Source organism: Cellulomonas sp. SLBN-39 (genome assembly GCF_006715865.1).
GTDB lineage: Bacteria > Actinomycetota > Actinomycetes > Actinomycetales > Cellulomonadaceae > Cellulomonas.
Genome location: NZ_VFOA01000001.1, coordinates 1,435,047 through 1,455,711, shown reverse-complemented (window position 1 = coordinate 1,455,711; position 20,665 = coordinate 1,435,047). Strand labels below are relative to the sequence as shown.

The window sequence follows — 20,665 nt, the reverse complement described above, 5'->3', positions numbered from 1 at the left end:
CGGATGCCGCGTCTCCGGCCGTCACGGTGACCGCCGCGAGGGAGAAGCCCACCGCGATGCGCCCACCGGCCGACGGGCGGGGCGCCAGCAGCCTGCGCATCTCGGACCTCACCGACGCCTGGTGAGGCCGGGGCCAGTCGGGGCTGGCGCCACTACATCTGCATGTCGACGAAGCGGGAGTAGTGGCCCTGGAAGGCCACCGTGATGGTGTCCGTGGGGCCGTTACGGTGCTTGGCCACGATGAGGTCGGCCTCGCCCGCTCGGGGCGATTCCTTCTCGTACGCGTCCTCACGGTGCAGCAGAATCACCATGTCAGCATCCTGCTCGATCGAGCCTGATTCGCGAAGGTCGCTCATCGCGGGGCGCTTGTCGGTGCGCTGCTCGGGGCCACGGTTCAGCTGGGAGATCGCGATGACCGGGACCTCGAGCTCCTTGGCGAGCAGCTTGAGGGCACGGGAGAACTCCGAGACCTCCTGCTGGCGGGACTCGACGCGCTTGCCGGACGTCATCAGCTGGAGGTAGTCGATCACGACGAGCTTGAGGTCGTGGCGCTGCTTGAGGCGCCGGCACTTGGCGCGGATCTCCATCAGCGACATGTTCGGCGAGTCGTCGATGAACAGCGGCGCCTCGGAGATGCGCCCCATGGTTCCGGCGATCTTGGCCCAGTCCTCCTCGCCCATCTGCCCCGTGCGCAGCTTCTGCAGGTGCACCCGCGCCTCGGCGGAGAGCAGACGCATCGTGATCTCGTTGCGGCTCATCTCGAGCGAGAACACGACAGCACCCATGTTGTGCTTGATCGCGGCCGACCGGACGATGTCGATGCCCAGGGTCGAGTTGTGCGTCGGGATCATCGCCGGGCCGGCCAGGTACAGGTGCGTGGGGTGCGCGATCTCGACGCACCGCACGGGCACCGACGGGACGCGCTCGACGGAGACGACGAATCGCTGCCGCAGACGGGGCGTGCTCGGGCGGCGGCGCTCCTTGTGCACGAGCTTCTTGCGCTCCAGCGCGAACACGTCGTCATCCGTGGTGAAGGTGATCGTGAAGCACGTCGAGGACGCGGCCGACCGTCCACGGACCGGCCTCGTCGACCATCCCGTGCGGTACCCCAGGGAGTGGACGAGCTCGCGGACGTCACGGGCCAGCCGCTCGTCGGTGAGCGCGATCTGCACCGACCCCGTCGGGTTCACGGTCCCGTCGGTGTCGAGGAGCCCGGCGAGCAGATCCCGCCGCTGCACCTCGCTGGCCCGCAGGTACACGGACGGGATGTGCTTGCGGCCCAGCACACCGATCGTCCTGAGCCGCGCCTGAACGGTCCCGACGCGGTCGTGGCACTCCTGGCAGCGCACCAGCCCCGTGGTCGCGACCCCGCAGTCAGGGCACGTCGGCACGGCGACGGGTGCCGAGAGCGTCTTCACCTTGCCGCCGCACGATCGCCCGCACGTCCGTACCTGGGAACGGGCGGGGACGAACGAGACGCCACAGACCTCGCAGAGCCGAGCAATGACAGCAGGACGCGGGAGTGCGATCGAGTAGAGATCAGCTGCCCCGGCGTGGCCCGCGGCGCGGACCTCGTAGCCGCGGCCCTCGACGCGCATGGCGATCTCGGGGTCGGCGCTGGTGAAGCGGGCGGAGGCGGAGTTGCCGTCGCCGAGCCAGACGCCGAGCACATAGGGGTCGACGAGCAGGTCGGCGTGCGGGAGGTCGAGCGGGGCGGCGGTGTCGACGGAGTGGTTCGCGCGCGCGTCGGCGGTCGCGCAGCGGACGGTGGCGGAGAGCTCCTCGGTGGTGCGCACCTGCCCCTCGGCGCCCGTGCGGCGCTCGGCCCGCGTGCGGGTCTGCCACTGGTGCTGGGCGTCGGCGACGATCGTCGAGCCGTCGTCGAACGTGACGCGGTAGCAGGGGCGGTCGTGCATGACCTCGGTCGCGGCGACGACCCGCGTCGGGCTGCCGTCGGCAGCCAGCAGCTCGTCGCCGACGCGGACCTCGCCCATCGTCGTCCAGCCGTGCGGCGTGGGCAGCGGGGTGTCGAGGGCGAGCGCCTTGCCGATGGCGGGCCGGGCGGCGAGGACGATCATCTGGCCGGGGTGCAGGCCGTTGGTGAGGCGGTCGAGGTCGGCGAAGCCGGTGGGGACGCCGATCATGCCCTCGCCGCGGTGGCCGGCGGCCTCGATCTCGTCGACGGTGCCGCCGATGATCTCCGACAGCGGCAGGTAGTCCTCGGACGCCCGCCGCTCGGTGACGGCGTAGACCTCGGCCTGCGCGTTGTTGACGAGCTCGTCGACGTCGCCGCCGTCGGTGCCGTAGCCGAGCTGGACGATGCGGGTGCCGGCCTCGACCAGCTTGCGGAGGATGGAGCGCTCGCGCACGATCCGCGCGTAGTAGCCGGCGTTCGCGGCCGTGGGGACGGCGGAGATGAGGGTGTGCAGGTAGGGCGCGCCGCCGATGCGCGTGATCTCCGCGCGCTTGGTCAGCTCGTCGGCGACCGTGATCGCGTCCGCGGGCTCGCCGCGCCCGTACAGGTCGAGGATCGCGTCGTAGATCGCCTCGTGCGCGGGGCGGTAGAAGTCCGTGCCGCGCAGCTGCTCGATGACGTCGGCGATGGCGTCCTTGCTGATCATCATGCCGCCGAGCACCGAGCGCTCCGCGTCGAGGTCCTGCGGAGGGGTGCGGTCGAACCCGCCGCGCGCGTCCGGCGGTGCGCCGTACTCGAGGTCCTCGATGGTCAACCCGTCACCCACTCCGCTCGTCCTGCACCCGTCCCCCGAGGGACGTTCTACCCGGGGTCGGTGACAATCGGCCGCCGACCCTCCGGGGCGGGTCCCGGCGCCGCGCACGACGCGTCCACCCCCGCCTGGCGCAGGCTAGGCCCCGGCGGCGCGGGCCCCAAACGGCCCTGTGCACAGACCGGTGGACAGCCTGTGGACATCCCCGGCGAGCCTGTGTGCACAGGCGGTGGACAGGCCTGTGGACAACGTGGGTGAGACGGCCGATCCGGGCCGCTCACCTGCCCTTACGCTGTACACGTGCTGTGGAACGAAGAAACTTGGCCGACCATTCACCAGACGGACGCCTGAGCCGCTCCATGGACAGTCCGGACGCTTCGCCCACCCCCTCCCCCGGGCCCGCCGGACCCCCGGAGGAGCCCACCGTCCACGGGTCCACCGAGCCGTCCACAGCCTCGACCGACGGCGCCTCCTCCACACCTGTGGATGGTGTGGACCGGCAGATCGTCCGGCTCGCCGTACCCGCCCTGGGGGCGCTCGTCGCCGAGCCGCTATTCGTGCTCGTCGACTCCGCGATCGTCGGACGCCTCGGCACCGAGCCCCTCGCCGGACTCGCCCTGGCCTCGACGGTGCTGGTCACGATGGTCGGGCTGTGCGTCTTCCTCGCGTACGCCACCACCGCCGCGGTCGCCCGCCGGCTCGGTGCCGGTGACACGCGTGCCGCGCTGCAGACCGGCGTCGACGGCCTGTGGCTGGCCGTCGGGCTCGGCGTCGTGCTCGCCGCCGCCACGTGGGTCGCGGCGCCGTGGGTGGTCGGAGCGCTCGGCGCCGACGGCGGCGTCGCCGCGCAGGCCGTGACGTACCTGCGCTGGTCGCTGCCGGGCCTGCCCGGCATGCTCCTCGTGCTGGCCGCCACGGGGGCCCTGCGCGGCCTCCTGGACACCCGCACGCCGCTCGTGGTCGCCGCGGCCGGGGCCGTCGCCAACGCCGTCCTCAACGTCGCCCTGGTCTACGGCGCGGGCATGGGCATCGCCGGGTCGGGCCTGGGGACGGCGGTCGCGCAGATCGGGATGGCCGTGGCGCTCGTCGTCGTCGTGGTCCGCGGCGCACGCCGTCACGGGGCGCAGCTGCGGCCCGCGGCCGGGGGGATCCTGGCCAACGTCCGGGCGGGTGTGCCGCTGCTGGTACGCACCGCGACGCTGCGCGTGGCGATCCTCGTCACCGTCTGGGTCGCCACCGGTCTCGGCGGTGCGTCGCTGGCCGCGCACCAGGTGGCGATGTCCGTGTGGGGGCTCACCGCGTTCGCGCTCGACGCCCTCGCGATCGCCGCGCAGGCGCTCGTCGGCCACTCCCTCGGCGCCTCGGACGTCGCGCGCACCCGGGCGCTGCTGCGCCGGACCCTGCAGTGGGGCGTTGCCGCGGGCGCGGTCATGGGCGTGCTCGTCGGCGCCCTCGCGCCCGCGTACGTCCGCCTGTTCAGCACCGACCCCGACGTCCAGCGCGCGGCGACGGCCGCCCTCGTCGTCGCCGCGGTCACCCTGCCGATGGCCGGCTGGGTGTTCGTGCTCGACGGCGTGCTCATCGGCGCCGGTGACGGCCGCTACCTGGCCTGGGCCGGGGTCCTCACCCTCGTCGCCTACGTGCCCGCGGCCCTCGCCGTGCACGCCTGGGCGCCGGCCGATGCGACCGGGTTGGCGTGGCTGTGGATCGCGTTCGCCGGGGTCTTCATGGCGGCCCGCGCGGTCACGACCGGCTGGCGCGCCCGCGGCACCGCCTGGATGGTCACGGGCGCCTGACCGCGGAGCCCCGGCTCAGGTGCAGAGCGCACCGCCCGAGCCCGTGCAGGGGGTCGTCAGCCAGAGGGCGAGCGCGAGACCCGCGTAGACCCCGAGCACGGCGAGCATCCGCAGCAGGGCTCCCGTGCACACGCGCAGGAGGTCCGTCCGCTCCAGATCCGTCGAGCTGGTGCGCCGACGCCACACGTACCTCGACCCGACCAGCGCGACCGCGTGGCCGGCCAGCAGCATCGTCTGGTCGGCGCGCAGGGTGAGCGCGAGCGTCGACTCCTCCCACGAGTAGACCAGCACGTGAAAGGCCACCAGCAGGACGATCCAGGCGAGCTGCAGGAGCAGGACGGCCGAGCCTGGCACCAGGACCCAGGCGATCGCCCCCGCACGGCTCAGGACACCCAGCACGACGCCGAGCGCGAGAGTCCAGGGGACCAGCCAGCCGAGCGCGAGCAGGTACTGCACCCAGGCGTCCCTGCCGAAGATCACCGGGCGGGGCACGCGGCTCGACTGCACGGCGTCTGCGAGGACGTCCGGCACGAGGCGAGCCGCGACCACGACAAGCCCGGCGTACACGACAGCGGCCACGAGCCCCGGCGCAGCCGCCACCACGCCGACGCTCCACCGACGATCGAGCGCCGCGTCCCGCCCGTCCACCGACGACCTCCGGGTCTCTGACGCCTCGGGGCGCTGCGCCCCCTCGTCTCCCCCGCGCTCGCTGCCTGATGGCCGCGCTCGCGCCGGCGACGCACCCTGGACGGGCTCAGCGCACGGCAGGTCCGAGGCTACGGCTCCGGGGAGGGGCGCGGGGCGGGATTCCCGCCGTGGGACGCGTCGTCCACAGCCGGTGCAGGCCCGGCACCCGCGTCGGTCCCCTCGGTCGGGGTCGACCCGTCGGCGACGGGAGCGGCGTCGACAGCGCCCGTGCGGCGCCCCTGGCCGCCGACCCATGACAGCGCGATGAAGACGACGCCGACCGACAAGAACACCACCAGCGAGCCACGGTTGTCCGAGCCCATCGCCGACAGCCCGAGGATGACGAACACGAACCCGATCGCCAGGAAGGCGCCGCGCTCGTCCTTCGCCTTGTCGCGCGGGGGGTTGTCGTCGGTGCTCATGGCGGCTCCCTTGCCGGACCGTGGGTCCTCGAGCTGGTCGTCGAGTCGGCCCGCGGCCGGGCCGTCGTTCACGGCTGCGCGTCGTCCACGGGCGCGTCCGGCCCTGCGGCACCGGCCTCGGTGCGGCGCCGTGCGTACGCGGCGAACCGGCCGGCCGACCCGGCCACGAACACCATGCCCAGCACCAGGAAAGGCAGGCCCAGGGCGAGCGACCCCTGCGCCAGGAAGATCGTCCCCACCGAGAGGAACGGCGCCCCGACCGCGAGCAAGGAACCCGCTGCCGCCGCCGTCCCGGCCTGCCGGGGCTGCGCGTCCTGGGGCTGCGAGGCACTCATCGTCGATCTCCTCCTGGTGGTCCGGGTGACACCACCAGGCTAGGGACGCCGGTCCCGCGCGCCCACCGTCCCGGGACCGATCCTGCGCCTCCGTCCCGGGACGGAGAGACGACGAGGCCCGCACCGCCGGAGCGGTGCGGGCCTCGTGAGCTCGCGGGTGCGAACGGTCAGGCGGCGACGACCTTGACGGTCACCTTCGCCGAGACCTCGGGGTGCAGGCGGACCTGCACCGTGTACTCGCCGAGCGACTTGATCGCCTGGGCGACCTCGATCTTGCGCTTGTCGACGGACGGCGCACCGGCGGCCTTGATCGCGTCGGCGATCTCGGCCGTGGTGACGGCGCCGAAGAGGCGGCCGGACTCGCCGGACGTCGCCGAGACGGTCACGACGTTCGCCTGGAGCGAGTCGCGGACGGCCTTGGCCTCGTCGAGCGTGGCGATCTCGCGCGCCTTGCGGGCACGACGGATCGCGGTGACGTCCTTCTCGGCACCCTTGGACCACGGCGTGGCCAGGCTGCGCGGGATGAGGTAGTTACGGGCGTACCCGTCCTTCACCTCGACGACGTCGCCGGGGGCACCGAGGCCGGTGACCTCGTGGGTCAGGATGATCTTCGCCATGAGTCGGTCCTTCCTCAGCGCGCCGACGACGAGTACGGCAGCAGGGCCATCTCGCGGGCGTTCTTGACGGCACGCGCGATCGCGCGCTGCTCCTGAACCGACACGCCGGTGACCCGGCGGGCGCGGATCTTCCCGCGGTCGGAGATGAACTTGCGGAGCAGGACCGTGTCCTTGTAGTCCACCGTGTCGATCTTGGCGGCCTTGAGGGGGTTCTGCTTCTTCTTGGGCTTGCGGACGACGGGCTTGGCCATCGCGGTGCTCCTTGTCTGTGGAGCCCCGAGCGTTGCCGTGCTCGGGGATGTGCAGCTAGATGTGTGTGCCGATCAGAACGGGGGCTCGTCGGAGTAGCCGCCCGACGAACCACCGGGCGTCGCCCACGGGTCGTCGGCCTGGCCGCCGCCACCCGAGGACGAGGAGCCGCCGGAGAAGCCTCCGCCGCCACCCCCGCCCGAGTAGCCGCCTCCGCCACCGCCGCCACCGTTGAAGCCACCGCCGCCGCCCGAGCGCTGGGCGCGGGTGACCTTGGCCGTGGCGTAGCGCAGCGACGGGCCGACCTCGTCGACCTGGAGCTCGTACACGGTGCGCTTCTCGCCCTCGCGGGTCTCGTAGGAGCGCTGCACGAGCCGTCCGGTCACGATGACGCGGGTGCCCTTGGTCAGGGACTCCGCGACGGACTCGGCCGCCTCACGCCAGATCGAGCAGCGGAGGAACAGCGTGTCGCCGTCCTTCCACTCGTTGCTCTGGCGGTCGAACGTGCGCGGGGTGGACGCGACCGTGAAGTTCGCGACCGCTGCACCCGACGGGGTGAAGCGCAGCTCCGGGTCCCCGGTCAGGTTCCCGATCACCGTGATCGTGGTCTCGCCGGCCATGACGGCCTCCTCGCTCGTTCGTTCGGATCGACTGCGGCGTCAGCCGCGTCGGTGGTGGGCTGCCCGCAACCTAGCCGGGCTCACCCACAACCGGTGCGGGCTCACGCCTCGCGGCGCAGGACCTTCGTGCGCAGGACGACCTCGTTGAGGCCGAGCTGGCGGTCGAGCTCCTTGGCGGTCGCCGGCGACGCGGAGAAGTCGACGACGGCGTAGATGCCCTCGGACTTCTTCTGGATGTCGTAGGCGAGGCGACGGCGGCCCCAGACGTCGACCTTGTCGACGGTGCCACCCTCGGTCTTGACGACCGTCAGGTACTTGTCGAGCGACGGGGCGACGGTGCGCTCCTCGATCTCGGGGTCGAGGATGATCATGATCTCGTACTGACGCAGGCTCATACCCACCTCCTCTGGTCTTCGCGGCCACGGTCGGTCCGTGGCAGGAGGGTCTCGTGCGTCGGCCCGCACCCGCCGACCCCGGGAGGGCGGCCCCGGCGGGTGCCGGGTGAGGGTGCTGGCTGTCGTGCTGGTCGTGCAGGCCTTTCGGTACCGCCTGGCAGACGGCAGCGGCCCAGCCTACCGGCCGGGCCGCTGCACGGGGATCGCCTGCGTCACACCCGCCGCGCCCGCTCGCGCGGCAGACGGGCCCGTCGGGTCATCCGTTCCCGCCGTTGCCGTTCCCGTTGCCCTGCCCCTGCCCGTCCACCGTCGGCGACGGGGTCGGTGTGGGCGTCGGCGTGGGTGTGGGCGTCGGGGTCGGCTCGGGCTCGGGCGTCCACTCGGGCTCGGGCGGGCCGGCGGAGACGACGATGGTGACCGTCTGGCCCGTGGGGAGCGTGGAGCCCGATCCGGGCTCGACCCGGATGACGAGGCCCTGCGGGACGTCCTCCGACTCCTCTGTCCGGATGGCCGGCACGAGACCCGCGTTGATGATCGCGGACTCCGCGTCGCCGGACATGCGCCCCACCAGGTTGCCGGGCACCTGCACCTCGGCAGGCGCCTCCTCGGTCGGCTCCTGGGTGGGCTCCGCCGTCTGCGTCGGCCGCGCCGTCGCGGTGGGCGTGGGCCCGACGTTCGCCCGCGGCGGGAAGTCCCGCACGGCGGCGTACTTGGGCATGTCCAGCACCGGGTCCATGTACCGGGCCCAGAGCGCCGCGGGCCACGTCGAGCCCGTGACCTGCGTGAGGGCCTGGCCCCGGGCGTTGTTGCCGAAGGGGGTGATCGTCTCGAAGCTGATGCCGTCGGCGCCGACCTGGCTGAGCGCCACCGATGTCGCGAGCGTCGGGGTGTACCCGACGAACCAGGCCGAGAGGTTGCTCGTCGAGGTGCCGGTCTTGCCGGCGACGGGAACCCCGATCGGCTTGATCCACCCCTCGCCGGACCCGCGCTCGACCACCTGCGTCATCGCGTACGTCGCGTCGGCCATGACGTCTGCCTCGAAGACCTGCTCGGCCTGCGACGACCCGGTGTACGCCACCTCACCCTCGGGCCACGTGACCTGGTGGACGAGGTACGGGTCGTGGTGGATGCCCTGGGCGGCGAACGTGGCGTACGCGGCCGCCATGTCGAGCGGCCGCACCTCGTCCGAGCCGAGCACGTTGGACGGCACGACGAGCGGCTCGGCCTTGGCGCCGGCGCGCTTGGCGACGTCCGCGGTCTTGTCCGGGCCGATCTCGATGTTGAGGGCGGCGTAGACCGTGTTCACGGAGTCGGCGGTCGCGTCGACGAGGTCGATGTTGCCGAACGAGTCGTTGCCGAAGTTCGAGACGTCCTTCTGCCCGCCCTCCCACTCCGGGAAGCGCTGCGGGGAGTTCCCGTCGTACCGGCTCGACAGGCTGACGCCGTTCTCGAGGCCCGCGACGAGCGTGAACGGCTTGAACGTCGACCCGGCCTGGATCGCCGTGGTCGCCCGGTTGCTGAAGTCGGTGAGGTAGTCCGCGCCGCCGTACATCGCGACGATGGCGCCCGTGGCGGGGTCGACCGACGTGATGCCGATCTTCATCCCCTCGGCGGGCGTGGCCCCGCCCGACATCTCCCCGCTGCGCAGAGCCGCGGCAGCGGCCACGGCCTGGTCCTGGACGTCCTTCTCGATGGTCGTGACGATCTTCAGGCCGCCGGTGGAGAGCTGCTCCTCCTTGACGGCGCCCGAGTCGATGAGCTCCTTGCGCACCATCTCGAGGATGTACCCGTTGGGGCCGGCGTACGTCTGCGAGCGCTCGTACTCCACGGTCTGGGGGAACTCCAGGCCGGCGCGCTCGCCCGCGTCGAGCCAGCCCTCCTCGACCATCTTGTCGAGGATGATGTTCCAGCGCTGCTCGGACTCGTCGGGGTTGACGGCCGGGTCCCAGTTGTTGGGCGACGGGATGAGGGCGGCGATGACGGCAATCTCGGCGACGGTGAGGTCGGCGGCGTTCTTGCCGAAGTAGGACTGCGCGGCGGTCTGGATGCCGTAGGAGTCGCGGCCGAAGTAGATCGTGTTGAGGTACCGCTCCATGATCTCCTCCTTGCTCTCCTTCCGGGTCAGCTTGAGCGCGAGGATCGCCTCCTGGGCCTTGCCCAGGTAGGACTTCGTCGTGTTCATGTAGAAGCGCTCGACGTACTGCTGCGTGAGCGTCGAGGCGCCCTGCTGCTGACCGCCGCTGAGGTTGTTGATGAGCGCACGGACGATGCCCCTGACCGAGATCCCGCGGTTGGAGAAGAAGGTGCGGTCCTCACCGGCGGCCACGGCCTGGCCGATGTACGGGGGGAGGGTGTCGTAGTCGACGCGCTCACGGCGCTGCTCGGCGAACTGGCCCATCACCTCGCCCGGCTGATCCGGGGTCGCACCCGCGTAGTAGACGGTCGTCGTCTCGAACTCCGCCTCGGCGAGCCTGTCCGGGATCTCGGTGAACTGGTACAGCCCGACGAGCGCGCCGACGCCGAGGAAGAGGAAGGCGATGAACGTGCCGACCACGACGCGCCACGAGGGCAGCCAGCGGTGCAGGCCGGTGTACCCGGAGCGCGGGTAGTCGAAGAACTTCTTCTTCGCGGGAGCCCTGGTCGAGCGACCCGCTGCGGACGACGACGTGCCGCGGGTCGCACGACGGGCACGCGGTGGTGCCGCGCGACGTGAGGTGCCTGCCAACGAGCTGCCCTTCTGCCGACGACGCCCGCCCACGCCCGGCGGGGCTCGCGGCCCTGGGGAGGAGGCGGTGCGCGGGCACACGGGTGCCCGACGGCCCAGTATGGACGACCGCCCGGGTGGAACCTGCTCCTTCGACGGCCGCGTTCGTGGCACCTTCACACCATCGGCACCCGCCCGCGACGCGGTCGTCGCAGGACGGCGGCACCGCGCACAGCCGGTGCACAGCGGGCGTCCGGTCAGCCGCCGAGGCAGCCCGCGCCGCCCCCGGGAGTGCTCGCGCGCGGTGCCCCGCCGCCCGGCGCGGACGCCTGGACGCCCATCTCGAGGCCGTCGTCGGCGGTGCGGACCGACGCGACGACGAGCCCGTCGCGGCCACCCACGCGCACACCGTCGACGAGACGCCCGACCTCCGGGACCCGCCCAGCGAGCGCCCGCGGCGGCACGTCGAACCCGGCGACGCGCACGGCCTGGGCGCGCAGGACCAGGGCCCCGTCCTCGGCGGTCGCGAGCAGGTCGAGCTCGGCGGGCACCTCGCGGTCACCGACGGCGACGGGTGCGGCGACCGTCACGACTCCGCCGGCGGTGGTGACCTGGAGGTCGTCGCGGCCGGTGGTGCAGGTCAGGGCGTCGGCGAGGGCGTCGGGCGCGAGGGTGACGCGCAGGTCGGCGGTGGCGGTGAGCGCCTGCCAGAGCGCGGGCCTGGGGCCGGGTCGGACGTCGGCGCCGGCGGGCAGCGCGTCCCGGGCCTGGTCGAGGCGGTCGGCGAGGGCGCCGCGGGCGGCGACCTCTCCGGCGGCCACGAGCAGCAGGACGACGCCCGCGCAGGCCGCGACGACGACGGTCCGCCGACGCCACGTCCGCCGGCTGGTGGGGACGTGCGTGGGGTCGGTGACGTGCTGGGCGGCGTCCATGCCCGCATCGCACCACCCCCACCTGCCACCCCGATGACGACCACCTGACGATCCCCTCCCCACCTGCCGACCCCGTCATTTGTGACGGGCGGGGTGGGCGGGGCGGCACCGATGACGGGGTCGGCGGGTGGGAGGGACCCAGCCGGGTGGTGGCGAGACCGTCATCCGTGACGGCTGGGGTGGGCGGGGCGGCACCGATGACGGGGTCGGCGGGGTGGGGTCGGCGGGGGTGGGGTCGGGGGGTCAGGGGGTGTGGGTGGGGAGGGTGAGGGTGACGGTGGTGCCTGTGCCGGGGGTGCTGGTGACCGCGACGGTGCCGCCGTGGGCCTCGACGAGGGACTGGACGATGGCCAGGCCGAGGCCGGAGCCGCCGGGCCCGCGGGCGGGGTCGGCCCGCCAGAAGCGTTCGAACAGGTGCGGCAGGTGCGCGAGCGGGATGCCGGGGCCGGTGTCGGCGACCGTGACCTGGTGGCGCAGGGCGCCCGGGGTGACGGTGACCGTGACGGCGGCGTCGGGGGGCGTGTGGGTCGTGGCGTTGGCGACGAGGTTGCGCAGCACCTGCGCCAGGCGGGTGGGGTCGCCGAGCACGGGCGCGGGGGCGGCGACGAGGCGGATGCGGCGGTCGGGGTCGACGACGCGCGCGTCCTCGACGACCTCGGCGGCGAGGGCACCCAGGTCGACGGGCTCGGCGGCGAGGGGGGTGCCGGCGTCGGTGCGGGCCAGGGTCGCGAGCTCGTCGACGAGGGTGCCCATGCGGGCGAGCTGGGCGGCGACGCGCTGCATGGCGTGCTCGCGCCGGGCGGGGTCGTCGAGGGCTCCCTGCAGGTCGAGGTCGACCCAGCCGGTCGCGGCGGTCAGCGGGCTGCGCAGCTCGTGGGACGCGTCGGCGACGAACGCGCGGACGCGGTGCTCGGCGTCCTGCTGGGCGTCGAACGCGGCGTTGACGGTGCGGGCGAGGCGGGCGATGGCCGGGTCGTCGCGGTCCTGGACGGGCAGGCGGCGGGTGCGGTCGCCGGCCGCGACGGCGTCGGCGCGGTCGGCCATGGTGCGCAGCGGCTGCAGCCCGCGTCCGACGATGACGACGGCGGACGCCACGACGACGGCGATCGACACGACGGCGCCCACCGCGACGAGCGTGACGAAGGCGTCGACGACCGCCTCCTGCTCGGTGGTGTCGACGGTGAGGACGACGTGCACGACCTGGGTGGCGGTGCCGTCGCGCTCGAGGGCGAGGTCGAGGTCGGCGGTGGGGATGCCGACGGCGAGGTAGTGCCCGGCGGCGGGCGCGGGCTCGGTGGCGTCGACGGCGGCGAGCACGTCGGCGTCGGCGGGGTCGACCTGGGAGCTGGCGAGCACGGTGCCGCCCGACCCGACGACGACCACGCCCCGCAGGCCGGTCTGGCCGCCGACGAGCCCGCGCAGGTCGTCGTCGTCGAGCGTGATGCCGTCCACGGCGGCGAGGGCGCCGCGGGTGCGTTCGGCGGTGGCGGCGAGGTTGTCGCGGGACCGGTCGGCCAGGACGTGGGACACGATGAGCGTGGTCGCGCCGGCGAACGCGAGCACCACGACGGCCATCGCGGCGACCATGCCGACGGTCAGGCGGCGGCGGATCGAGCCCACCTCAGGCCTCCGGGGCGCGGACCGCGTACCCGAACCCGCGCACCGTGCGGATCAGGGCGGGGTGCCCGTCGTCGACCTTGCGCCGCAGGTTCGACACGAAGCGCTCGACGACGTTGGTCTCGCCGCCGAACCCGTAGCCCCAGACCTGGTCGAGGATCTGCCCCTTGGACACGACGCGGCCGCGGTGCTCGAGCAGCAGCGCGAGCAGCCGGAACTCCGTGGGCGACAGCGCGACGGGTGCGCCGCCGCGCTCGACGCGGTGGTGCGCGGGGTCGAGCAGCAGGTCCGCGCAGCGCAGCACCCCGTCGTCGGCGTCGGGCGGCGGGCCGGGTGCGGTGCGGCGGCGCAGGACGGCCTCGATGCGGGCGACGACCTCGACCGTGCTGAAGGGCTTGGTCACGTAGTCGTCGGCGCCCAGCCGCAGGCCGCGCACCCGGTCGTCGACGGCGTCGCGCCCCGAGAGGAACAGCACGGGCAGGTCGGGCTCGCGGCGGCGCACGAGCTGCACGAGGTCGAACCCGTCGAGCCCCGGCATCATCACGTCGAGCAGCACCACGTCCGTCCCGTCGGACCCGAGCACCGCGAGCGCGGCCCCCGCGTCGGGGGCGTCGGTGACGTCGAAGCCGGAGAACGTGAGCGCCTGGACGAGCATCTCGCGCACGTCGGGGTCGTCGTCGACGACGAGGACGCGCGGGCTCATGCGGGCATCATCGCGCGCTCATGCCGGGACGGCGGCGAACGGTGCGGTGCGGCGGCGGCGCAGGCCGGTGCCGGCGAGCGCGAGGCCGGCCAGGCCCCAGGCGACGACGACGAGGACGGCACCGGGGTCGACGGGGTGCCCGTCGGACAGGGCGGTGGCCGCGTCGCCGTAGGCGCCCAGCGGCAGCAGGGCGGCGAGGGTGCGCAGCGGTGCGGGTGCGGTCTCGACGGGGACGAGGCCGCCGAGGGCGGCGAGCTGGAGCGCGGTGAGGACGGCCAGGGCGAGGACGCCGGTGCGGCCGCCGCGCAGGATGGCGCCGGTGGCGAGGAGCGCCAGGGCGAGGGCGGTGAGGAGGCTCAGGGCCCCCACGGCGAGCGCACGGTCGGGGTCGGCGCCGAGCGCGGCCACGGCGCCGGTGACGACGACGCCCTGCAGCGCGGCGACGGCGAGGCGGGGCGCGAGGACGGCCCGCAGGAGCCGGGGGGTGGCCGTGGGTGCGTCGAGGTCGTCGGGGCGCAGGCCGCGGCGGCCGACGAGGAGGGTCGCGAGGGCGCCCAGCCACAGGGCGACGGCGGCGGACGCGGCGGCGAGGCGGCCGTCGACCGGGGCGAGGGGTGAGGTGGTGACGCCGACGGGGCGGCTGACGACGGACGCGGTCTGCTCCTGCTGCGCGGTGGTGGTGGCGGGTGCGGCGTAGGCGCCCTCGGCAAGGCCGTCGGCGAGGTCGTCGGCGCCGCTCGCGAGGTCGTCGGCGCCGTCGGCGAGCTGCTGGGCCCCCTCGGCGAGGTCCTGGGTTCCGGTGGCGAGGTCATGGGTGCCGCCGGCGACGGTCGCGGTGCCGTCGGCGAGGGTGCGGGCGGAGTCGACGGCACCGTCGGCGCCGGTGGCGAGGGCGCCGGTGCCGGACGCGAGCTGGTCGGCGCCGGCGTCGACCTGGACGGCCGCGGCGGCCAGCCGGGTGGTGGCGTCGGTGAGGCCGGTGAGGTTGCCGCCGAGGGTGGCGGTGCCGTCGGCGACGGTCTGGGTGCCGGTGGCGAGGTCGGCGCTCGCGGTGGCGGCGGCGTCGAGCTGGGCGCAGAACGCGGCGGACGGCGAGGCGAGGGGGCACTGGGCGTCGAGCTGGGCGAGTCCGGTGGCCAGGGCGGTGGCGCCGTCGGCCGCGGCGGTAGCGCCCTGCGTGAGGGACGTCGCTCCGGTGGCGGCGGCGGTGGCGCCGTCGGCGAGGGCGGCGGTGCCGTCGACGAGACCGGCGGTGCCGGTGGCGAGGCCGGTCGCGCCGTCGGCCAGGGTGGTGGCGGACGAGGCGAGGGTGCCGAGGCCGTCGGCGAGCGCGGCGGCGCCGGTGGTGAGCTGGTCGGTGCCGTCGGCGAGGGTGCCGGTGGCCTCGGTGAGGCGGGCGGTGCCGTCCGCGAGGGTGGCGGTGCCGTCCGCCAGGCTGCCGGCGCCGTCCACGAGCGCGCCGGCGCCGTCGGCGGCCGTGCCCAGGGAGGTGCCGAGGGTGTCGACGCCGGCGAGGACGTTCTCCAGGTAGGCGGTGGTGACCTGGTCGCCCAGGGTGTCGGCGGCGGCGGTGGTGACGGCCTGCGCGGCGAGGGTGGCGACGTCGGTGCTGGTGGGGTCGGTCTGCAGGTCGAGGCGTGCCTGCTCGGGGTCGTCGGTGCCGGCGGACAGGACGGCGGCGGAGAAGTCCTCGGGGATGGTGAGGACCGCGTGGTAGGTGCCGTCGGCGAGGCCGGCCTCGGCGGTGGCGGCGTCGGTGGTCTGCCAGCCGAGGGCGGGTGTGCCGTCGTCGGGGTGCACGAGCGCGGCGGTCAGGGCGCGGCCGGCGGCCATGGGCTGGTCGCCGGTGACGATGGTGTCCTCGTTGACGATCGCGAGCGGGACCTGGTCGACGGCGTCGGTGCGGCCGCTCCAGGACCAGGCGAGGAGCCCGCCGGTGAGCAGGGGCAGCAGGACGCCGGTGACGAGGACCTGGGCGGTGGTGCGGCGGCGGGTGCGGGTCGGGGTGCGCGGGGTCATCGGTGCGCCTCCTGGGCGACGGCGGGGGCGGGGGTCGCGACGTGCGGCGCCGGGCGGGGCGGGGCCGTGGGCGACGGGTGGTCCTGCGGGAGTGCGGGGGCCCGCGGGGTGAGCAGGACGACGGTGGCGCCGTGCCGGACGAGCACCGCGGCCACGTCGGTGTCGGGGGGTCCGGGCAGGACGAGGACGTGGGCGCCGTGCACGTGCGCGACCGCGGCGACGAGCAGCCGCCGCTGGTCCCGGGTCAGGGCGTCGACGGGGCCGTGCAGGCCGGTGATCTGCCCGACCCGCGCGAGGAGGGCGGGGCGTCGGCGCCGCGGGGTGCCGAGCAGCGCCAGCGCCCGGGCGACGTGCCGCTCGACGGTGCCGGCCCGCAGGGGCGGGTCGGCGGCGACGACGGCGGTGGTGCACCGCACCCGTTCGCGCTGCTCGGGCAGCACGAGCCCGCCGACGGCGACGTCGCCGGTAGCCCGGGCCCGGCCGGTCAGGGCGCGGGCCGCGGCGTCCGCGGCGGCGTCGCTGCCGACGGTGACGACCGTGACGGCGCCGGCCGGGGCGTCGACGTCCAGGGCGGTGTCGCCCGGCCGGGGCACGAGCCCGCGGGCGCGGAGCGCCGGGGCGTCGGGGGCGGCCGCGGCGCGGGCGGCGGCGAGGGACCGGACGACCGCCTCGCCCTCGACGTCGACCACGGGCAGCCGCCGGGCGAGCCACCCGGGCATCCACCACGCCCGGTCGCCGAGGAGCACGAGGGCGGCCGGCACGAGCGTCATCCGGACGACGAACGCGTCGACGAGCACCCCGACGGCCAGGCCGAACGCGATGGCCTGGAGGGTGGTGGACCCGCCGGGCACGAACGCCGCGAAGACGGCGACCATGATGAGCGCGGCGGCCGCGACGACGGGCGCCGAGTGCGTGAACCCGGCCAGCACCGCCGCGCGCGCGTCGCCGTGGTGCGTGTACTCCTCGCGCATGCGGCTGACCAGGAACATCTCGTAGTCCATCGCGAGGCCGAAGAGCACGCCGATGACGAGGACCGGCAGGAAGCTCACCACCGGCCCCGGCTCGGCCACCCCCACGAGGTCGGCGCCCCAGCCCCACTGGAACACCGCGACGATCGCCCCGAGGGACGCCCCGACGGACAGCACGAACCCGGCCGTGGCCTTGAGCGGGACCGCCACGGACCGGAAGACCAGGGCCAGCAGCACGAGGGAGAGCCCCACGACGGTCGCGCCGAACGGCACGACCGCGTCCGCGAGCAGCTCCTGCGTGTCGACCGTCACCGCCGTGCTGCCGGTGACGAGGAGGTCGGTCGCCCCCGTCCGCGCCTCGATCGCCGGGGCGGCCTCGCGCAGCCGGTGCACCAGGTCGACCGTCGCCGGGTCGGACGCACCGCCGGGCGGGACGAGCCGCACGAGGGCGGTGTCGGCCGCCGCGTTCGGCGTCGCGGCGGTGACCTCGACGACGCCCTCGACGTCACCGACCGCCGCGGCCAGGTCCTCGACCGTGCCGCGCGGGTCGTCGCCGGCCAGGATGTCCGCGGTGATCAGCAGCGGGGCGGCCGACCCGGCGCCGAAGGCGTCCGCGACCGCGTCGGCGTGCGCCCGCTCGGGCGTGCCGGGCGCCCCGCCCTGCCCGCCGGTGAGCGACAGCTGCAGGTCCGCGGCGGGCAGGGCGGCGACGCCCAGGCCGAGCACGACCACGACCACGGTGAGCACCGGCACACGCGTGACCAGGGCGACCCAGCGCGCCGCGAGCGCCGGTCGCCCCGCGCGGGCCGGACGGGGGCGGTCGGGGCGCAGCCGGTCGGGACGCGGCCGCAGGGCACGGGGGCGGCGCTCGCGGGGGCGCAGGCGGGTGCCGAGGAGCAGCGCGACCGCGGGGAGCAGCGTCAGCGCGGCGGCCACGGCCAGCGTCACGGCCAGCGCCCCGGCCACCCCCATCCAGGTCAGCACGGGGATCTGGACGACGACGAGCCCGACGAGGGACACGACGACCGTCGCGCCGGCGAACACGACGGCGCTGCCCGCGGTGCCCAGCGCGCGGGCCATGGACTCCCGGGGCTCGATGCCGTCGGCGAGCTGCGCGCGGTGCCGGGACAGCACGAACAGCGCGTAGTCGATGCCCACGGCCAGCCCGAGCATCGACGCGAACGACGGCGTGGTCGTCGAGATCGTGGCGGCCGACGCGGCGAGCTGCAGGCCGGCGAGGGTGGCGCCCACGCCGAGCAGCGCGGTGAGGATCGGCAGGCCGGCGGCGACGAGGGAGCCGAAGGTGAGGGCGAGCACGACGAGGGCGACGCCGAGCCCGACGGCCTCGGCGGTGTGGCTCGCGCCCGCGCCGCCGCCGCCGCCGTACGCGTTGCCGCCGACGGTGGACGTCACGCCCGCGGCGTCGACGACGGCCGCCTCGCGCAGCGCGTCGAGGGTGGCGTCGGACGGCTCGGCGTCCTCGAGCTGCACGGTCGCGAGGGCGGCGTCGTGGGCGTCGGTCACGTCGACCTTGTCGGCGGCGGTGACACCCGCGACCCCGTCGACCGCCTCGACCGCGGCGAGCGACGCCTCGACGGCGGCCGACGCGTCGGGCGCCGTGACGTCGTCCGCGCGGTAGAGCACCTGGGCGTTGGCGCCGACGGCGGCCGACCCGAACCGCTGCGCCAGCACGTCCATGCCCTGCTCGGACTCGGTGCCGGGGATGGAGAAGTCGTCGTCGTACTCCCCGCCGTGGGTGCGGGCCAGGCCGAGGACGACGAGCAGCAGGACGGCCCAGGCGCCGACGACGAGGAGCCGGTGGCGGCCGACGGCGTGGCCGAGGCGGTACAGGGCGAGCGACACGGGTCCTCCGGGTGGGGCGCGCGACCCTCACGCGCCGGCCCCGATCCCAGGTCACGGACCTGACGCGGCACCGACCGGGCGCCTGACGGTTGCCTGACGACCCGCGGGCGCGGCCCGCCGGCGCGTCACGGTTGTGCGGACGTCGCAGCCGATCTACTCTCCGGATGTATCGAGTTGATACATCGGATCCGGACACCGCCGGCGCGTCGGACGCGCACGGACGCCACGGGCCCGGCCCGACGGACGGTGAGGAGGACGGCGTGCGCGGACGCACCGAGGTGCTCGAGCCGGCCATCCTCGGCCTGCTCGCCGGGTCACCCATGCACGGCTACGAGCTGCGCAAGCGCGTCAACCTCGTGCTCGGCTCGTTCCGCGCCCTGTCGTACGGGTCGCTGTACCCGTGCCTGAAGAGCCTGGTCGCCCGCGGGCTGATCGTCGGCACGGAGTCGCCGGACGACCGCACCGTGGCCAGCAAGCGGGCCCGGATCGTGTACCAGCTCACCGCCGAGGGCAAGGAGCACCTGCAGCACGTGCTCTCCTCCTCGGGCCCGGCGGCCTGGGAGGACGAGAACTTCGACGTGCGGTTCGCGTTCTTCGGGCAGACCGACGCCGAGACGCGGCTGCGGATCCTCGAGGGCCGGCGGTCGCGGCTGACCGAGCGGCTGGAGCTGGTCCGCCAGTCCTTCCTGCGCACCCGTGAGCGCATGGACGAGTACACGCTGGAGCTGCAGCGTCACGGGCTGGAGTCCGTCGAGCGCGAGGTGCGCTGGCTGGACGACCTCATCGACAACGAGCGCGGCATCCGCCGCGCCCGCCCCGACGGGGGTGGCCGCCCGGCCGCCCCCGAGAACGACGCCGAGGGTCGCACCGAGGCGCACACCGAGAAGGAGCGAGGATGACCTCCATCCGCGTCGCCATCGTCGGCGTCGGCAACTGCGCCGCGTCGCTGGTCCAGGGCGTGCACTACTACCGTGACGCCGACCCGCAGGCCAAGGTCCCCGGCCTCATGCACGTCCAGATGGGCGACTACCACGTCCGCGACATCGAGTTCGTCGCCGCGTTCGACGTGGACGCGAAGAAGGTCGGCTTCGACCTCTCCGAGGCGATCTTCAACTCGGAGAACAACACCATCAAGATCTCCGACGTCCCGCCGCTGGACGTCCCGGTGCAGCGCGGCCACACCCTCGACGGCCTCGGCAAGTACTACTCGGCGACGATCGACGAGTCGGACGCCGAGCCGGTCGACGTCGTGCAGGTCCTCAAGGACACGCAGGCCGACGTGCTGGTCTGCTACCTGCCCGTCGGCTCGGAGGACGCGGCCAAGTTCTACGCGCAGGCCGCGATCGACGCCAACGTGGCGTTCGTCAACGCGCTGCCCGTGTTCATCGCGTCCGACCCGGAGTGGGCCGCGAAGTTCGAGGCCGCCGGTGTGCCGATCGTCGGCGACGACATCAAGTCGCAGGTCGGCGCGACCATCACGCACCGCGTGCTCGCCCGCCTCTTCGAGGAGCGCGGCGTCATCCTCGACCGCACGTACCAGCTGAACGTCGGCGGCAACATGGACTTCAAGAACATGCTCGAGCGCGAGCGCCTGGAGTCCAAGAAGCTCTCCAAGACGCAGGCCGTCACGTCGAACATCGACGACGGCCCGCTGGCGGGCAAGAAGGAGGACCGCAACGTCCACATCGGCCCGTCGGACTACGTCGCGTGGCTCGACGACCGCAAGTGGGCGTACGTGCGCCTCGAGGGCCGCGCGTTCGGCGACGTCCCCCTGAACCTGGAGTACAAGCTCGAGGTCTGGGACTCCCCCAACTCGGCCGGCGTCATCATCGACGCGCTCCGCGCCGCGAAGATCGCCAAGGACCGCGGCGTCGGCGGCCCGATCCTGTCCGCCGCGACGTACTTCATGAAGTCGCCGCCGGTGCAGATGGAGGACACGAAGGGCCGGGCGCAGCTCGAGGCCTTCATCCGCGGCGAGATCGAGCGCTGACACCCAGCGCCGGGCTCGCCCG

The 20,665-nt window shown here is 74.5% G+C and carries 17 protein-coding genes; 3 read left to right on the top strand and 14 right to left on the bottom strand.

The features are described from left to right. Positions 1 to 152: 152 nt before the first annotated feature. Positions 153 to 2,729, bottom strand: coding sequence for a replicative DNA helicase (dnaB, locus tag FBY24_RS06580; protein ID WP_142159111.1), 2,577 nt, complete (start codon positions 2,727 to 2,729; stop codon positions 153 to 155). 356 nt (positions 2,730 to 3,085) lie between these two features. Here dnaB and FBY24_RS06575 point away from each other — a divergent pair, with 356 nt between their 5' ends. After that, positions 3,086 to 4,522, top strand: a complete 1,437-nt coding sequence (locus tag FBY24_RS06575; protein ID WP_142159109.1) for an MATE family efflux transporter — start codon at positions 3,086 to 3,088, stop codon at positions 4,520 to 4,522. A gap of 15 nt (positions 4,523 to 4,537) precedes the next feature. On the opposite strand, the gene FBY24_RS06570 is transcribed toward FBY24_RS06575, so the two are convergent. From FBY24_RS06570 to FBY24_RS06510, 13 genes are all read right to left on the bottom strand, one after another. Further along, the gene (locus tag FBY24_RS06570) at positions 4,538 to 5,170 is read right to left on the bottom strand and encodes a hypothetical protein (RefSeq protein WP_142159107.1); all 633 of its coding nucleotides are present in this window, start codon (positions 5,168 to 5,170) and stop codon (positions 4,538 to 4,540) included. Positions 5,171 to 5,298: 128 nt separating this feature from the next. Then, the gene (locus tag FBY24_RS06565) at positions 5,299 to 5,631 is read right to left on the bottom strand and encodes a hypothetical protein (RefSeq protein ID WP_142159105.1); all 333 of its coding nucleotides are present in this window, start codon (positions 5,629 to 5,631) and stop codon (positions 5,299 to 5,301) included. A gap of 68 nt (positions 5,632 to 5,699) precedes the next feature. After that, positions 5,700 to 5,966 (bottom strand): hypothetical protein, encoded by a 267-nt coding sequence (locus FBY24_RS06560; RefSeq protein ID WP_142159102.1) that lies wholly within the window; start codon positions 5,964 to 5,966, stop codon positions 5,700 to 5,702. 167 nt (positions 5,967 to 6,133) lie between these two features. Continuing rightward, on the bottom strand, positions 6,134 to 6,583 hold the full coding sequence (gene rplI / locus FBY24_RS06555; RefSeq protein ID WP_140458206.1) for a 50S ribosomal protein L9: 450 nt from the start codon (positions 6,581 to 6,583) through the stop codon (positions 6,134 to 6,136). Between the two features lie 14 nt (positions 6,584 to 6,597). Beyond that, positions 6,598 to 6,834, bottom strand: coding sequence for a 30S ribosomal protein S18 (rpsR, locus tag FBY24_RS06550; RefSeq protein WP_135972172.1), 237 nt, complete (start codon positions 6,832 to 6,834; stop codon positions 6,598 to 6,600). 72 nt (positions 6,835 to 6,906) lie between these two features. Continuing rightward, positions 6,907 to 7,452, bottom strand: coding sequence for a single-stranded DNA-binding protein (locus FBY24_RS06545; RefSeq protein ID WP_142159100.1), 546 nt, complete (start codon positions 7,450 to 7,452; stop codon positions 6,907 to 6,909). 101 nt (positions 7,453 to 7,553) lie between these two features. Then, entirely contained in the window at positions 7,554 to 7,847 is a 294-nt protein-coding gene (gene rpsF, locus FBY24_RS06540; RefSeq protein WP_140458208.1) for a 30S ribosomal protein S6, read from the bottom strand. A gap of 256 nt (positions 7,848 to 8,103) precedes the next feature. Further along, positions 8,104 to 10,572: a transglycosylase domain-containing protein gene (locus FBY24_RS06535; protein ID WP_142159098.1), complete on the bottom strand. Its 2,469-nt coding sequence runs from the start codon at positions 10,570 to 10,572 to the stop codon at positions 8,104 to 8,106. Positions 10,573 to 10,808: 236 nt separating this feature from the next. Continuing rightward, positions 10,809 to 11,483 (bottom strand): hypothetical protein, encoded by a 675-nt coding sequence (locus FBY24_RS19650; RefSeq protein ID WP_142159096.1) that lies wholly within the window; start codon positions 11,481 to 11,483, stop codon positions 10,809 to 10,811. Positions 11,484 to 11,726: 243 nt separating this feature from the next. Continuing rightward, on the bottom strand, positions 11,727 to 13,103 hold the full coding sequence (locus tag FBY24_RS06525) for a cell wall metabolism sensor histidine kinase WalK (protein WP_142159094.1): 1,377 nt from the start codon (positions 13,101 to 13,103) through the stop codon (positions 11,727 to 11,729). 1 nt (position 13,104) lies between these two features. Continuing rightward, a complete protein-coding gene (locus tag FBY24_RS06520; protein WP_142159091.1) occupies positions 13,105 to 13,803 on the bottom strand; it encodes a response regulator transcription factor in 699 nt (232 codons plus the stop codon). A gap of 18 nt (positions 13,804 to 13,821) precedes the next feature. After that, on the bottom strand, positions 13,822 to 15,822 hold the full coding sequence (locus tag FBY24_RS06515) for a YhgE/Pip domain-containing protein (RefSeq protein ID WP_142159089.1): 2,001 nt from the start codon (positions 15,820 to 15,822) through the stop codon (positions 13,822 to 13,824). Continuing rightward, entirely contained in the window at positions 15,819 to 18,653 is a 2,835-nt protein-coding gene (locus FBY24_RS06510; RefSeq protein ID WP_142159087.1) for an MMPL family transporter, read from the bottom strand. The genes FBY24_RS06515 and FBY24_RS06510 overlap by 4 nt, the downstream gene beginning before the upstream one ends. Before the next feature lie 260 nt (positions 18,654 to 18,913). Here FBY24_RS06510 and FBY24_RS06505 point away from each other — a divergent pair, with 260 nt between their 5' ends. Together FBY24_RS06505 and FBY24_RS06500 are read left to right on the top strand one after the other, a co-directional pair. Beyond that, positions 18,914 to 19,552: a PadR family transcriptional regulator gene (locus FBY24_RS06505; protein ID WP_142159085.1), complete on the top strand. Its 639-nt coding sequence runs from the start codon at positions 18,914 to 18,916 to the stop codon at positions 19,550 to 19,552. After that, on the top strand, positions 19,549 to 20,643 hold the full coding sequence (locus FBY24_RS06500) for an inositol-3-phosphate synthase (protein ID WP_142159083.1): 1,095 nt from the start codon (positions 19,549 to 19,551) through the stop codon (positions 20,641 to 20,643). The genes FBY24_RS06505 and FBY24_RS06500 overlap by 4 nt, the downstream gene beginning before the upstream one ends. The last annotated feature ends 22 nt before the right edge of the window (positions 20,644 to 20,665 follow it).